Genomic DNA, 15,852 nt, shown 5'->3' on the forward strand with positions numbered 1-15,852 from the left:
CATTAATTAATCAAGCAAAGCTATTTTCATTCAATTTCAAAGACAGGCGTTTTAATCTTATATGGACAATCCATCAACCTTACTCATAGTGCAAAACCTGCAACAATCGAAATCGTTTTATCTTGAGATACTTGGGCTTACTCTAGTCTCTGAAACCGATAGCTGCCTCAAGCTATTAGCTGGAAGCCACAGCATACTGATGTTTCAAGGTACATTGCCCGCACTTGAGTACCAGCATGGTTACAACGCTAGCTCTACATTAATTTTTAGCGTCGATAATCTTGATGACAAAATTGTCGAGCTAAAAAGTCACAGCGTTGAGTTTATTCATCAGTCACCTAATCAAAATGATTGGGGCCGCTATGCCGCCTTTAAAGACCCATCAGGCATCGTTCATGAGCTGTTTGAGATTTTCAGCTAACAAGCAATGCTTCACCACATCTAAAAATTCATTGCATCAGACTCACAACTACTTGTTTCTTTTAGCTGTTTACATTAGTTTATAGCCCAAATAAGCTCATGCGCATCAATAGCAACAATTAACGTCGCTATAGATAGGCAATCAATTTTAGCACCAAGTCCGAACCATAGATGTTTACCTACTGAGAGTAGAAGCTAAATCATCAGTTATAGGAATTAAGTGCATTAATTTTAAGTACTTGAAAAGGAAAGCAAGTGAAAATTATCGCTATCGCCCCGTTATTAATCAGTTTGTCAGCTTGCACCGTCTTTCTTGGCAGTCCTGACGAAAGAGTTGGCAAGTTCAAAGATTTTGAACTCTGTACTGAGCTTGCGGACAAAACATTTAAGTATCATTCAGAGTGGGCTTGGGCTATTACAGATGAGATTAAAAAGCGTGAGTTAGATAAGTCAGCAGAGTGTAAAACCGCTTACACCAACCGAATAGACAGAATAACCAGAAAATTAAAAACCAAGCCTCTCAACTTTGAAGAGGCTTTAGCAAGTACAAGTAACAGCGCTATCTAAAATCAAACAATGACAGAGCGGTTTAACTCGCTCTCTCAGCTTTCAGTAATGAAGCAATGCCGCAGAACAAAGTTATTTAAATAGAGCCGTTTAAATAACTTTAACGTAAGAAAAACTATCCTTGTTCATCTAGCCATAAGGACAATGCATCTAATGAACGCTGCCACAGCTCGAACAGCGCATGATGTTGGCCCTGTTGGTATTCAATAACAGACACGTGCAACTGCTCGATATCACGACATGCTGCCGCCAGCTGCGTTAACCCCATGCTGGCACTACTACCCTTTAGCGCATGTAATATGCGCTCAAAATCTTGCGGTGCTGTCGCCAATGTATCCAAATGCACTTGGCTGGACTCGCGATACAAAGTGAACAGCTCAACCACAGCTTCTTTACCGAGATAAGTCATATCTTGTGTTAGCTGGCTGTCATCTAATAGTGCTAAGCCATTATCTGCCATAACGTCATCTTCCAATGCTGACTCTGCTACCGGTGCTATTTCGGGGGTAAGCACAACGGAGGCTGCATTATTAACATTCCCATCATCAAGCTCTTTAGCTCGTCCAAGCCAAACAGTTAATGCCTGCATATCCAGCGGCTTCATCAATACTTGATCAAAGCCTTTAGCGTGATAGTTTTCCATATCCTCAGCCTGCAGCTGTGCAGTAAACGCCGCTACCTGCAACGAGTGCCCTACCAGTCTATTGATCTGTTGTAACTCCTCGAGCAGTTCGAGGCCAGAACCATCACCAAGTTGAATATCAAGCATCACCGCATCGAACTCACTCGCGCTAGACTTGGTGTAGGCTAGCCTTGCGGCCGCACAACTGGTTGCGAGCACGGAATGATGGCCAAGATGCGATAAAAACCCTTGCGCCACCATCGCATTTATCTTGTTGTCTTCTATCACTAATACTCGCTTGACACTCACGCGCACAGCTTGTTGTTGCTGCGCCACATCTGGCCCTGCGCATTCAATAAGCGGCAGTGAAAAACCAAAACTGCTGCCTTGATTAACTTGGCTAGTTACCCATAATTCCTTTGCTGCATCAGCGCTGGAGCTCATCAATTCGACCAGCTGTTTACTAATTGCCAGCCCAAGCCCAGTGCCACGGTCGCGGCCTTTACTGGGCTCGTTACTGTAGGCTTTAAATAGCTTCTTCATTGCTCTAGCATCAATACCTACACCGCTATCTTGCACTTTAAAGGTCAGTGCATCTTGTTCAACGGCGACACACAACTCAACGGTTCCTTGAGGGGTAAACTTAATGGCATTACCGAGCAAATTAAACAGTACCTGGCGTAATTTAGGACCATCAATATAGACCCACTTTGGCAAGTTTTGGTAGTTCGCCACCAAGGTCAATCCAGCTAAGCCTGCGCCTGCTAACATGATGGCCGCTACTTCATCGAGTAACTCGGCAAGATCCACCGCCCGAGGCTCATTAGCCAACTTACTCTGCTCAAGGCGGGAGAAATCTAAAATGTCATTGAGTACAGTTTGCAACAGCGTGCCACTGTATTGTGATAGTGCCAACATCTGCCGTTGTGCTGGCGGTAGATCCGAGTGGCCAAGTAAAGTTAACGTGCCGAGCAAGCCGTTTAGTGGCGTTCTGATCTCATGACTCATGGTGGCTAAAAACAGTGATTTGGCTTGGTTAGCTTGCTCTGCCATATCGCGGGCGAGTACATGGCCTTTTGCTTCTTTATCAAGCTGAACATTAGCCTCAGCCAGCTCTAATGTACGCGCCTCAACTGTCGCTTCCAACGCCTGTTTATGCTCAAACAACTCTGCTGCAGTATCGCGAAGCTCGGCCTGTAGTTTAAGGTTATGTTCTGTCTTCTGCTTAAAGGCCTTAATGGCGCTGGCCATTGCCGCTAGCTCATCATCACCGGCGGTATCTATGGTCACATCAGTATTGCCCAGACTCAGCTGCGCCATCGCCCTAGTGGCAGCATTCAATTTAAGCGCTATGCCTTGGTATATCACCTTATAAACCACAACGGCTATGACCAGTAGCATCAAAAAACCTGTCAGCAAAAGCCCCAACTTAGACCAAGTTAACTGATTCAGATAATCGACTCTCGCCTTATCAGCTTCTATGCGCTGGAACCGCATTGCGGCATCGACCGCACCATTTAGTGCATCTAGCTTATCGGTGAGGGCTTGCAGTTGTAACTCTTGTACCTGATTAAGTTGAGTATGTTGTTTTTGCAGCAAAATACTCTGCGGCAATTTTTGTAAAATACCGACCTGGCTTGCAAAAGACTTTGATCTCACTGGATCACGGATAATGTTTGAAAGACTGGTCAAGGCGGCAAAATAGCGCACGCCTGCATCTGATGCTGGATCATTCAAACCTGAAGTTGAAACGCCAAGCTGAGCCAATTGGCTATCGTTTTTGGCCAAAGTTTTAAAAATGCCACTATCTAACTCTAGCGACTGGAACACTTGCCCCATCAACGCAATGTCATGCACAATTTTAACAGCACGATTGAGGCGCTCTTGAATATCAATATCTTGCTCAATTAAGGTATCGAGCAACATTGAGGTTTGCTCGACTCCCACGGCTTGGGGATAGGCCAAACTAATTTTGGATAAAATGCCTGAGTCGACAATAGCCAGCTCAGCCATTAACAACTCAGTGCTTTCGTTTGCCGCATCCACCAGCGCTTTCCCTCGGAGCTGCAGTTGGTAAGCCGCCAAAATTCGCTGCCCCACTTGCTCACCAAGATGCGACACATCGAGAATAATATCAGCTGCACTCTGTTCAAGGCTTAAGTCAAAATTGACATTCAAGGCTTTTAACACGCCGATAGAGTTAAGCATTGACGCGCTATTAATGGATAGCTTACGGCCGACGAGTTGCCGTTGAGATTCCTGTTCAGATTGCCCTAGTAGCTTGGCATTTTCGGCCAGAGCATTACTTGATAGTACTAGCTGACGTGCAGCCTCTGATGCTGGTAATGCTTTGTCATAAAGGTATTTATCAGCTTGCTGTACCCAGTGTAGACTTAAGCTTCCCAACGTCACTAGCAGCAGTAATAGCAGTGCCAATAGACTAAATGCCAGCATCAAGCGACCTATTAGGCTCTTTCTTGATAAAGATAATCTGGGTCGCGATGATGGAGTCAGATACAAAGCGCTCACTCTTTTACGTTATGCTGTTACAATATTGACTCACATTAACATGTAATACCAATTCCATTAATCACATATTTAATAGAACTTGTATTACACCAAAGGTATGTTAACGATGGCAAAACCATTGCAACGATGGACAAAACTGTTTTTGACTCTATTACTAGCCAGTCCATTGGCAAATGCAGCCATAACCGTGCCCTCTTGGTCACTTGAGCAAAGACAGCCTTTCGATAACAAGATCCAACAAAGTACTCCGGTGCAATACCCTCCGCTGACGCAGGCTAAAAAAGACTGGCGTATTTGCGTGTTAATGCCTCACCTAAAAGACAGTTACTGGACCGGCATAAACTATGGCCTTGTGCAGCAAGCTTTAAAATTAAACCTGCATTTAGAACTATTTGAAGCGGGCAGCTATTACGGTCTAGATAAACAATTAAGCCAGCTCGACAACTGCATGAAGCACGACTTTGATGCCATATTGCTCGGGGGCGTTCGCCCAGACCTGCTTGATTTTTATAAAGCCCCTATCGATAAGCCTATTATTGCTCTGGTCAATCGCCTCGATCATAAGATTGTCACGACCAGGGTGGGGGTTAACTGGTATCAAATGGGGTTTCAGGCAGGGGAGTATATTCGCCAACAAACGGATGTGCCAACACAGGTTGCGCTACTGGCGGGCCCCGACAAACAAGGTGGCAGTGGCTTAGTAGAACAGGGCCTGAGAGCTGCATTAGCTGACAGCCAAGTCACTATATCGGCAGTGCGCCACGCAGACAATAACCGCAATTTATATCGTGATGAGTTAGAAGCCTTATTGGATAGCCAAACGCCGCAATACATTCTTGGCAGCGCAGTAGCCATTGAGGCTGCAGTGGCCATATTAAGGCAGCGTCAGCTTGAGGATAAGGTAAAGCTTGTTAGCAGTTACCTCTCCCCCGCCATACTCAGAGGGATCTATCGTGACCGAGTTGAATTTAGTAACGACGATTTAGTTGTCGTACAAGGTATGCTTGCCATTGATGTTGCAGTAAGAGAGTTACAAGGCGCTAGGCCTTTTGGTGATATAGGCCCTAAAATACAGAGCCAAATTATCGGAAAAATTAATAAAGAGGTGTTAAAAACCAGCTTGGCACCCGCCGACTATTACCCTATCTATCGCGTCAATCCTGAAGACTAGTACCGATCTTGAGAGTTGCTTATCGTTGCCAAAATTAGTCTTTTACTTTGGCGGCAAAAAGATAACCTTCGCCATGGACGGTGACAAATAGCTCTGCGGATAACTTGTTACGCAAGCGCCTGATAATCACGTCAATAGTACGATCATTCACGTCTTGATTACGATGACTAGTTTGCTGCATTAATCGATCGCGTGATAACACTTGTTGCGGATGAAGAGAGAAAGCCGTCAACAGTTCAAACTCTGCTTTAGTCAGCTTAATGAGCTCACCATTACAGCTCAGCTGCCGACTGTTGAGCTCTAGAATATAGTCATTAAAGGCGATAATATTGTCATTAGGATCAGCTTGCGCACCGCTCTCGGCAATCGCTTTTTGCACTAAAGAGATACGCCATAATAGGTTTTTAACCCGCACCAGTAACTCCCTTAATTCAAAGGGTTTTGTTACATAGTCATCGGCGCCCATCTCCAAACCAACAATTTTATCAATGGTTTCATCACGGCCTGTCACCAGTATGATCCCGACATCGCTGCGGCTGCGCAGTTCACGGGCCAAACTGAGGCCATCGGTGCCGGGGAGATTTATGTCGAGCATAACTAAATCAATATGTTGGCGATCAAATTCATACCACATCTGCTCACCATCTTGAGCTTCAAGAACTTGATAGCCCTCTTTCTCAAAATAGCCTTTTAACCTAGCTCTAATGACAGCTTCGTCATCAACAACCAGCACTCTGTAGCCCATAAAATACCTCAACCAACACTCATTCAGTTTTCAACAACTGCGCTCGAACATTTGCTTAGCAGCATTAAGACCACATAATATACATAATTAGCCGCTAATACACTTAACTAGATCGCAATCTGCTCTAATATACCAAAACTGGCTTTCTGCTTAGGGTTAAATAACAAAAAAGCCGACTTAGTAAAGTCAGCTTTTTGTTCAACCTTGGTATTAGTTGTAGCACTATTTTTTATTGAGGTCCGTTTAGAAACTCTTGCTTAAACCAAACACTAGGCGATCATCAAAGATCTCAGTTTGTGTACCATAGACTAGGTGTGACTCGTCAACAGAGCTACCGTGGTAACGCAGGTCAAAGACTAAACCAACATAACTAGCTTCGACACCTAAGTTCCAGTGAGTCCAGCCTTCAGCGCCTTCTCCATCTAAATCTTGATAACCAAAAGACCCAGATACTTTTACGCCATTATTAAAATCATAGCTTGGGTGTACTGCATAGTTAACCCCTTGCCAACCATCAACACCAAACCAGTCATCAAGAGTTGGGGTCACTTCAAGTGTGACATTTGCTTGACCAAACTGCTTAGCCACTTTAATCCACAATTCGGTATAGTTTGAATAAGAAGCGCCAGCATAAAGATATGAAAACACCATCACGTCGTAAGTAAAACCACTGTCGCCAAAGGCGCCTGCTTTACCGATGTAAGGCGCGGTAACGATTTCGAGATTAGGGTCAGCAAACTTAATGTTTGACGCAAATACACCGGTATACCAACCGTCATCATTACCCCAACCTAACGTGCCTTGTACTACAGGGACGTCGCCGTCCATAGTTTCAGACTCACCACGGAAGACATAGTCAGAGGCAAACTTAACATTACCACTTAGCTGGCCACCCAACAGGTCATTATTGTCGGCAGCAAATGCAGTCCCCATAGAGGTTGCCGCTAAGCTTACAAGCATTAAAGCGTGTGCAGTTTTCATATTCATCATCTCGTTGTGTTATTTGAGACAAATGTTACTCCCAAGTTATTAATAACTATGGGAGTAGTTATGAACCAAAAAACCAACTATATGAAAAAATATGAACGAAGAGGCTAACTCGCCCTTTGTAGCAGTAGACTTTTTAAATCTTCAATTTGCGCTTTAAGCTCGGCTACGTCCGCGACACTGGCGGGCTTTTCTGCATCCGTTAACTCCGCTTCCTCTTCGGCGCGCATGGCCGCAGTCCACCACATCATATAAGCCGAGTATAAAAACGCTGTAAAGCATTAATAAGAACTTATAAATAACTCAAGCCACACACCTTATAGCCTTGGCATTTTTGCTCCTACAAAGCTTGCTCACCTAATAAAATCAACCATAGAGCCACAAAAAGACCACGAAAAGAAAACAGAAACACAACAAAAAACACGCACTTTCATTGCAACCTGTTGAGATTTGATGTAATTTTATTCTGTATATTGCATTCAATATATAATAAAAAAATATTTTAATAAGAATATGTTTGTCAAACTCAGGCATTGTAAGTTAAGGGAAGAAATATGAAACGCTGTCAATTAGCTATTGTAATCGGTGCGGTAATGGCAACTGCCATGCCAAGCTTTGTCTTTGCTGAAGAAGTAAAAGAAAACAAAGATTCAGAAATTGAATATATTCAGATAACTGGTTCTCGCATTCAAAGAACAGATATGGAAACAGTGAAACCTGTTTCAATTATTACTGCTGAAGATATTGCTTCTACGGGCTTAAATGATATTTCTAATGTACTCGCTCTAAGTATTTTTAACTCAGCAGGTTCTTCTGTTGGTGCAACGAATAACTCAGCAGGTAACTTCTCTGCATCGAACCTTCGCGGCTTAGGTAGTAACCGTACTTTGACACTCGTTAACGGTCGCCGTGTAGCTGGAGCATCTTCGCTATATGGTTCGAGTACTAACCTCAATATGATCCCGATTGAAGCAGTAGAACGTATTGAAATCTTACGGGATGGTGCCTCTTCAATTTATGGTTCAGATGCCATGGGTGGTGTAATTAACATCATCACAAAAAGTGATTTCGAAGGTTTAACTTTTGCAGCTAACGTTGCAGTACCGACACAAGGCGGCGGAGAGGAGTACGGTGGTTCACTTACTTTTGGTACCGCATCTGAGCGTAGTTCTTTAATGTTCATTCTTGAACACCAACAGCAAGATAGCCTACTTGGTGGAGAGAGAGATAATATTGATGGTTCAAAGAACCCTGGAAGAATAAGTACTCGTTACTCTCCATGGGGTAGCTACCAAAAAGCAAGCGATGATTGGGTACATCACCCAAGCCCTACTTGCCCAGAAGAAAACTACTATGAACGCAGTGACGGTAGCATAAGCTGTAGTTATGATGTTCAAGAAGGGAAGTACTACTTACCAAAGCGAGAGAAAACATCTGCTTTTTCAAACTTTACATATCAAATATCTGACGATATAGAATTTTATACAACATTCTTATATACAGATGACGATAGCTTCACCTCCACAACTCCAATGTGGGCTCAGGGCTATATGGGTGCAGATAACCCAAACAATCCAACACTTGGAAGCGATAATCCAGAAGAAGTCTATTTTATGACGTATCTCGAAGATAGTGTGCCTCGAGAATTCACGTTTAATAGTCAACTATTCGACCTTAACTCTGGAATCAATTACACCACTGACGCTGGATTTTTATCAATTAATTTGTCTTATAGTAAAGATAGCTTCAACCAAAAGTCAGAATATTATCTAATCACAGATAAATTCCAAGAAGCAGTAGACAATGGTACATATAACCCATTGACGCCAGGTGGTGGTGACTTAGCAACAGAAGAAGTACTAGATACTTTTCGTCATACTCAATCTCGAGAGGGAGAGAGTATATCTCAAGGTATTAACATAGATTGGAGCGCTGTTTTACCCATTGAGCTTGCTGGTGGAGATATCGCTTATGCTATCGGTGGAGAATACCGAGACTTGAGCGTTAGAGATGAACAAGATAGTTTGTCTAACTCAGGGAATGTCCTCGGTGCATACGGCGGTGACACTGTGGGTGAGCGTCAATATCAAGCTGCTTATTTAGAACTTGAATTACCAGTACTTGAATCCGTAGTAGTAACAATGGCTACTCGCTACGATAATTACAGCTTACCAGATCAAGGAAAGTTATCTAGCAGTGCAGGTATTCGTTACCAACCTTTCGAAGACCTAGTATTACGAGTGTCTGCGTCTGAAGGTTTTCGTGTTGCAGATATAAGTGAAGTGCAAGGTGATGAGTCAGTCGGGTATTACACGATGGTTGACCCTAAATATTGCAACCCTGTACCTATGGATGAAAGGGCTACTTCTGACTTATGTGAAGGTCAAAATGTTCCAGTTCGCAGTTTTTCGAATCAAGATATTGAACCAGAGACATCGACTCAATATTCTGCAGGTATGGCATGGAACATCACCGAAGATATTGATTTCACAGCCGACTACTGGGCTATCGAGATTGAAAATCAGATCACATCGATTAGTGCTACAACTATTTTAGATGAAGAGTACCTAGGTAACCTAGGAAACTATGATGGCTTATATGTAAATCGAGATCTTACTGAAAAACGAGAAGACGAAATTATTGAAATCGGTTCTACAGTCACTAACTACCTAGGCAGCGAAACATCTGGTGTAGATATGGCTTTTAATAGCCAACACGATTTGGGTGGAGCAGGTGAGCTAACCTTTAAAGTTGAAGGTACTTATACGATAGAAAGCATACATCAAAAGACGTCAAGCGACCCTGCCTATGACCACGTTGGTTATTATAGCACTCCAGAGTTCCGTGCGAGTTTTAATGCTCATTATAGCATCGGTGACTTCCAAGCCTTTATGACTACTCGATATATAGATGGATTTAAAGGAGAAACTCCTCAAGAAGAAGCAAATGGAGAAGAATGGATCGATTATGCTTCTATGACAACCTTTGACTTTGGAGCACAGTACCAATTTGAAGACTACGGTGATGTAAGCGTAATCTTTAGAAATGCATTTGATACTATGCCATCGGTCAATACAGACGTGACTCCTGGTTACAACTCTGCCTTCCACAGTATCATGGGTAGAACGATTCAACTGACCTACAGAAAAACTTTTTAATTCTTTTAAAAAGTAACTTGGCGCCATATCCCTTATGATATGGCGCTTTTTTTTCAGAAGTTGTTATACCCATTGCATTAACTAATTGACCAATTTAATCCAATCTCTCCAGCACAATCTTTTCACTCTATTTCGGTCTGAAATAAAGGTATTACATGCTATGGATACTTACTCTACAATGTCAGCAAAACCTGAGAACGTTCTATTAGATATGCATCTCTGTCTTAGCTACTGCCAAACTTGTCCTATTGGGGTTAATTCTGGCGAACAGGGTGGCAACTTGCGCAAAGATAAATTATCAAATGGCTGTGCCGTATCCATCGTATGCCAGCCTGCTCCGTTAATCACCACAAGTGCGTGACGTCCGGTTAGAGTGGCTTGTAAAATCTGTTTCAGGTGAAGTGTCATCGGCTCTTTATTAACGAAAGGCGCAATTATGGCTTCTGTTTGACCAGTGTTTGGCATATAGCACCAAATAAGTAGCCGTATTCAAATTGTTGCTGTTTCACAACTCTAGGTCATGTACCGTTTTGGCCTATAGATGTGTTGTGTTGTGTTGTGTTGTGTTGTTTGGTTTTGTTAACCAAATCGGGCTTCATCTTGAAACCAAACATCAACGTGATCAAGTGCAAAGTGCCCTGAGGTTTTAGGGATCGTTTCCAGTTGGAACTTTTTTAAAAGCGTCTTGAGCTTGCTGAGATTGTTTGGGATGCATGGAGTGGCTGGTTATCTAGCTAAACCCTTAAGCATGTAATAAACGATAAATATTACGTACTTGATAATCAACGCTAAACACTCTAGATATATAGAACCTGACATCATCGGCAATTAGGCAACCACCATCCATTTTAACCGAATATGTTTCAATGAATTGGCCTAATTCAGCTAACTGCGACTCAGTTAGACTACATATTCTTCCCGATCTTAGCTGACAATTAAGCGCATCAAGGCCACTAGAAAGATAGGCTGTTACCCAAATATTTACTTTTCCTCATGCGACACCCAATGTTTCAGCTGTTTGAGTTCAAGATTCCCCTAAGCTGAAGTGATATAGCGCTAAGTAACGAATTCTTAATTTAGCATTGTTAGTCTGCTTGGCTAGTAGCTTAAAGTCATTAGAAGAGTGCACTAATAATCCATTTAATCTAGTGGCCCCTATTAGATCAAAATTTTAATGCTATTGGTATTACGCCGAGAAACAAACTCATGACTTCAAGCCATAAGACACTCTCTTTGTATGGATGTAAAGCTTTGCGGTAGTGATGGATAACTAAGTAACCTATTTAGTAAACATAACCATGACTTCACCATACTCACGATACGTTAGAGCACTGTTATTTATTACTTTTTAGATAACTCAAGTCGCTCTTTCATAGTGATGTACTCTGTTATATTACTGGTAACGACTTCAAGTAATCAATATACACTAATCGATATCTACTCTGTTTTAAACTCCTAAATAATCGTTCAATTAGTAGCTCCCCAATAGAATGTATGGTCCATTCAAACTGCAGTTGCAGCATTTCCACATCAATAATCAAAAGTGAACATCTATAGCTTCCAATTCACCACGAAGATATCATTAAAAGCACACTTAGCTGGCCACCCAACAGGTCATTATTGTCGGCAGCAAATGCAGTCCCCATAGAGGTTGCCGCTAAGCTTACAAGCATTAAAGCGTGTGCAGTTTTCATATTCATCATCTCGTTGTGTTATTTGAGACAAATGTTACTCCCAAGTTATTAACCAAAAAAACCAACTATATGAAAAAATATGAACGGAGAGGCTAACTTGCCCTTTGCAGCAGTAGACTTTTTAAATCTTCAATTTGCGCTTTAAGCTCGGCTACGTCCGCCACACTGGCGGGCTTTTCTGTATCCGTTAACTCAGTTTCCTCTTCGGCGCGCATGGCCGCAGTCTCTTGCGTCATCACATCAAGTACTGCACCAACCATCATATTCAAGAACACAAACGCGGTCAGGAAAATAAAGCTAAGGTAAAACAGCCAACTCAGCGGGTAAACGGCCATGGTTTCATACATTACAGAGGTCCAAGACTCAAAGGTCGACACCCTAAATAATGTCAACATAGCGACTGAAACATCGCCCCACAAAAAGTCGTTAATATCGGCAAACAACATGCTGCCGATAGCGCCATAGATATAAAAAATGACGAACATTAGTAGTGCAATGTAGCCCATACGTGGAATCGCTTTAAACAGCGCATTCACCAGCATTCTGAGCTCTGGGATCATAGATACCAACCGCAGCACTCTGAAAATTCGCAGCAACCTTGCCAATAAAATTGCCGAGCCACCCGCTGGGATCAGACTGCCGATAACAATAATGGTATCAAAAATATTCCAGCCGTTACTGAAGAAACGCTTCGGATTCTCGGCGGCTAAAAAGCGAATACTAATTTCAATAGCAAAAAATACTGTAATACCGATATCTAACAGTAATAAACCTTTCTCCATCCAATTTGGCAGATGGTAGGTATGCGCTCCAATCGACAGTGCCGATACAATAATCACGAAAATAACAAAGCCTTGAAAAACTTTACTGTTATCAATTAACTTTAACTTTGACTGTAAAACAGAAACATTGGCTAGCACGGACTGAACCCTCAAACTCATTTGAAATCACTTAAAAAAGGCGGCTATTATCCCCGAATAAACAAGGATCGCACAGTCTAATAAGTAACACTTAATTTGGTGTTAATTTTTTAAAATGAATCTGCGTCCAATAACTCACAGGCATAGCGATACTCACACTAATCATTAAGTAACGCCTCTATCTCAGCGAGATTCTGCTTTACCCAGTCACTTTTTATTGGGCCCCAGTCGGAAATTTTGTAGTAACCAGCATTGTTGCGTGCACCATCTTGTACAAACTCACAAACAATCCCTAAATCACTAAACGCAGCAATGGAATCTTGTAGAGTTCTTCTTGGCATATTCGTCAGCTTATGCAGTGACAATAAGTTATGCGCTTCGGTTTCAATTTGATGGGCGATAAAAAGCTTTCGATAGAATGCTTTTTGCTGCTTTGAGACGGTTTGATTAAGGCTCATGTAGATTGATCTTCAAAAAAGTTATAGTCGTTAAATTACGTTATCTACAGTAAATAACAAGTCATAGCCAGCGCATTTATAACCTGTTCATTATTGTTCGTTAAAGCAATATGTTGCCAAATATGTCTCCTGCTGGCGATTACTCGTCAGATGCTGATATAGTCGATGAAGATAACGAGTGCTACAAGAGTAATGAAATGGACAATTCACACTTGCAAGAGACTAATACCGCAACCGATACATCGACGATGACAAAAGCAGAAGGTGTCACGGCGGCAGCTGAGGTTATTGCTAATAGACCTCAAAAGGTTGAGCAAACAAGCGCTGAAGAGCGCGAAAGCTCGGTGGCCTATTCGGCTCACACTCCAGTGACTCAAACTCAGTGGCAGGGTTTTAATGAAGTTCCACTGCAAAAGATTGATGATCGTCATTACACTCAAGTTCTATACGAAAGTATGTTTTTTTCCTTTGTCGCCTTCACCGCCGCATCTCTCATCACCATTTTGCCTGGTGAATTCAGCGTAGTTATTGTCTTAGCTGTTTTAACAACACTACTGTTACTCCTTTGCGCTATTGGCTATCTAAGACATTTACAAGCAGCGAAACTTGGCTACGCCGCTTGTGAACATGAGTTTTTGATGGAGAAAGGATTGTGGTGGCATAAGCGCACCTCACTACCTTACTCTCGACTGCAACACGTTAGCCTTTCTCAAGGCCCACTTGAGCGACACTTTAACTTGTTCACTTTAAAGTGTTTTAGCGCCGGAAGTGGCAGTGCAGAGATAGAGCTTCCCGGTATTGAACAACACACCGCTGAACACCTACGCCAACACCTACTTGCCCAAGCAGCAAAAGCACATTTAACCGACCCTCTCACCACAGAAGCTGTGGCTCTGACAGCTGGTTCTACAGCGGATAGCTTTACAAGTGAGACTATTGAAGCAATTGATTTAGCGAAGGTAGATGCTGAAGCAACCGTTGATGAGACCGATATACAAGCAGCCGAATCAGAAATTATTGAACCAGACATGATAAGCCCTGAGACTACAGTCAAAAAAGCCGAGGCCAATCATGACCAATAAGTTTTCACAGTGGTCATCGCTGTCAGCTTGGTCTGTGATTAGTTTTACGCTGTTCGCCATTAAACAGGTTCTAAGCAGTGGTTACGCATTAATCCCTGTGATTTACACCGGTTGGAATCAAGGCTTTAGTAGCCCGTGGGTGATTGTGGTTGGGCTGCTTAGTGTAGTTGCAATTCTGGTCTACAGTGTCCTGCAGTGGCTCAAATTTAGTTTCAAAATTGATAACAATAAGCTCAATATCAAGCATGGGATCATCTTTAAGAAAGTCGATGAGATCCCCTTCAATAAAATCCAAAATGTCCGCTTGCAGCAACCACTGTACTTTCGACCGATGGGGCTCTACAGCATTGTGGTCGAAACAGCGGGTTCTAAAGGAAATGAAGCTGAGCTTTCAGCACTCGATTACAAAGAGGCACTGGCGCTAAAGAAACACTTGATGACAGAGCAAGAGCATCACAGTGAAACAATGCCCTCTGCAGCCAGTTTGAGCCAGCATGCTGATAATCAACATAATACAGTTGTGCGGAAAAGTCTGAAAGAGCTAGTGCTATTTGGCCTTTATCAAAATAATGCCATTTGGTTGGCAGTTATTTTAGGCCCAATTTTTGGTCAGCTAGATTGGGAGTCGATGGAAAACCTGCAATCACTACAAGCTTTCTGGGCTTGGTATGACAGCAATATCGCCGTCAGCATGATTTTTCAGATAGCATTTGCGCTTTTAGCACTAACACTATTTTACTTACTGTTCTCAATACTCTCCATGACATCAGCAGTATTAAAATATTCTCCCTATCGCTTAAGTCGCAGTGGCAATACCCTGCATCGTACCGGTGGTATTATAGCGAAGCAAAACGATGCGCTGGCGATAAAGCGTATTCAGGTGGTTAAGTTTTATCAGCCATTCGTCGGTCGATTATTTAAATTATGGACGGTGTATTTTCAGCAAGTAAAGGGTCACGAAGTTGAGCATCGTGGCAGCAACAATATGTTAGTGCCCTCGATGAAGCGCAAAGACATTGTTGAACTTCTTCCCAAACTTAAGGGGATAGAGGCAAATGCTAACCAACTACCGAGTCGTTATCAACATATCCATCTAGGTTGGTTCTGGCGCCGTGGCTGGCTACCTTTGCTGGTTCCGGCAATCAATACCTATTTCCATGGTTTAGACATCTTTACTGAAACCTTATGGGTTGCTGCGAGCCTGTTCTGCTTAGCTATTTATCTGAGGTATAGCCAATATGGGTATGTGATTGAAGGAGATAACCTCTGGTTTCACTCTGGTTTATTGGGACACAGCTGGCAGCTTATCGCTTTAAGTAAAGTGCAACATGTAGCCATTACTCAAAGTCCAAATCAACAGCGCAGCCACTTAGCTAATCTAGACATTGGCCTCGCAAGTGGCACTATCAAGCTACCCTATATATCAATTAATGATGCACAGCATATCGCCGAGCGCTCTCTTACGCTTATTCACAATGATCACCGCAACTGGATTTAAT

Annotated in this window: 13 protein-coding genes and 1 pseudogene; 6 read left to right on the forward strand and 8 right to left on the reverse strand. The window is 42.6% G+C overall.

Features of this window, described 5'->3' with window-relative positions; all coding sequences use genetic code 11:
* Positions 1 to 61: 61 nt before the first annotated feature.
* Together JK628_RS17575 and JK628_RS17580 are read left to right on the forward strand one after the other, a co-directional pair.
* Complete coding sequence (locus JK628_RS17575; protein WP_202286237.1) at positions 62 to 421, forward strand: VOC family protein; 360 nt, start codon at positions 62 to 64, stop codon at positions 419 to 421.
* Between the two features lie 254 nt (positions 422 to 675).
* On the forward strand, positions 676 to 987 hold the full coding sequence (locus tag JK628_RS17580) for a hypothetical protein (protein ID WP_202286238.1): 312 nt from the start codon (positions 676 to 678) through the stop codon (positions 985 to 987).
* Positions 988 to 1,102: 115 nt separating this feature from the next.
* Here JK628_RS17580 and torS read toward each other — a convergent pair whose 3' ends face one another.
* Positions 1,103 to 4,129, reverse strand: a complete 3,027-nt coding sequence (gene torS / locus JK628_RS17585; RefSeq protein WP_202286239.1) for a TMAO reductase system sensor histidine kinase/response regulator TorS — start codon at positions 4,127 to 4,129, stop codon at positions 1,103 to 1,105.
* Positions 4,130 to 4,244: 115 nt separating this feature from the next.
* On the opposite strand from torS, the gene torT reads away from it, so the two are divergent.
* A complete protein-coding gene (torT, locus tag JK628_RS17590; RefSeq protein WP_202286240.1) occupies positions 4,245 to 5,309 on the forward strand; it encodes a TMAO reductase system periplasmic protein TorT in 1,065 nt (354 codons plus the stop codon).
* 34 nt (positions 5,310 to 5,343) lie between these two features.
* On the opposite strand, the gene torR is transcribed toward torT, so the two are convergent.
* From torR to JK628_RS17605, 3 genes are all read right to left on the reverse strand, one after another.
* Entirely contained in the window at positions 5,344 to 6,054 is a 711-nt protein-coding gene (torR, locus tag JK628_RS17595) for a two-component system response regulator TorR (RefSeq protein WP_202286241.1), read from the reverse strand.
* A 243-nt stretch (positions 6,055 to 6,297) separates the two neighbouring features.
* Positions 6,298 to 7,035 carry a TorF family putative porin gene (locus tag JK628_RS17600; protein WP_202286242.1) on the reverse strand — a complete coding sequence of 246 codons (738 nt, stop codon included), beginning with the start codon at positions 7,033 to 7,035 and terminating at the stop codon, positions 6,298 to 6,300.
* 113 nt (positions 7,036 to 7,148) lie between these two features.
* Positions 7,149 to 7,292 (reverse strand): hypothetical protein, encoded by a 144-nt coding sequence (locus JK628_RS17605; protein ID WP_202286243.1) that lies wholly within the window; start codon positions 7,290 to 7,292, stop codon positions 7,149 to 7,151.
* Between the two features lie 303 nt (positions 7,293 to 7,595).
* Between JK628_RS17605 and JK628_RS17610 the strand changes: the two genes are divergently transcribed.
* Positions 7,596 to 10,199, forward strand: a complete 2,604-nt coding sequence (locus JK628_RS17610; RefSeq protein WP_202286244.1) for a TonB-dependent receptor plug domain-containing protein — start codon at positions 7,596 to 7,598, stop codon at positions 10,197 to 10,199.
* An 81-nt stretch (positions 10,200 to 10,280) separates the two neighbouring features.
* Here JK628_RS17610 and JK628_RS17615 read toward each other — a convergent pair.
* From JK628_RS17615 to JK628_RS17625, 4 genes and pseudogenes are all read right to left on the reverse strand, one after another.
* A pseudogene (locus tag JK628_RS17615) lies at positions 10,281 to 11,328 on the reverse strand (IS630 family transposase).
* Between the two features lie 436 nt (positions 11,329 to 11,764).
* Positions 11,765 to 11,893 (reverse strand): hypothetical protein, encoded by a 129-nt coding sequence (locus JK628_RS23480; RefSeq protein ID WP_272931631.1) that lies wholly within the window; start codon positions 11,891 to 11,893, stop codon positions 11,765 to 11,767.
* Positions 11,894 to 11,985: 92 nt separating this feature from the next.
* Complete coding sequence (locus JK628_RS17620; protein ID WP_202286245.1) at positions 11,986 to 12,813, reverse strand: ion transporter; 828 nt, start codon at positions 12,811 to 12,813, stop codon at positions 11,986 to 11,988.
* Positions 12,814 to 12,971: 158 nt separating this feature from the next.
* Complete coding sequence (locus JK628_RS17625) at positions 12,972 to 13,271, reverse strand: winged helix-turn-helix domain-containing protein (protein WP_202286246.1); 300 nt, start codon at positions 13,269 to 13,271, stop codon at positions 12,972 to 12,974.
* A 122-nt stretch (positions 13,272 to 13,393) separates the two neighbouring features.
* Between JK628_RS17625 and JK628_RS17630 the strand changes: the two genes are divergently transcribed.
* Together JK628_RS17630 and JK628_RS17635 are read left to right on the forward strand one after the other, a co-directional pair.
* Positions 13,394 to 14,353, forward strand: coding sequence for a PH domain-containing protein (locus JK628_RS17630; protein ID WP_237524048.1), 960 nt, complete (start codon positions 13,394 to 13,396; stop codon positions 14,351 to 14,353).
* A complete protein-coding gene (locus tag JK628_RS17635; protein WP_202286247.1) occupies positions 14,343 to 15,851 on the forward strand; it encodes a PH domain-containing protein in 1,509 nt (502 codons plus the stop codon). Before JK628_RS17630 ends, JK628_RS17635 begins: the two co-directional genes overlap by 11 nt.
* Position 15,852 lies beyond the last annotated feature (1 nt).

This window comes from Shewanella sp. KX20019 (assembly GCF_016757755.1).
Classification (GTDB): Bacteria; Pseudomonadota; Gammaproteobacteria; order Enterobacterales; family Shewanellaceae; genus Shewanella.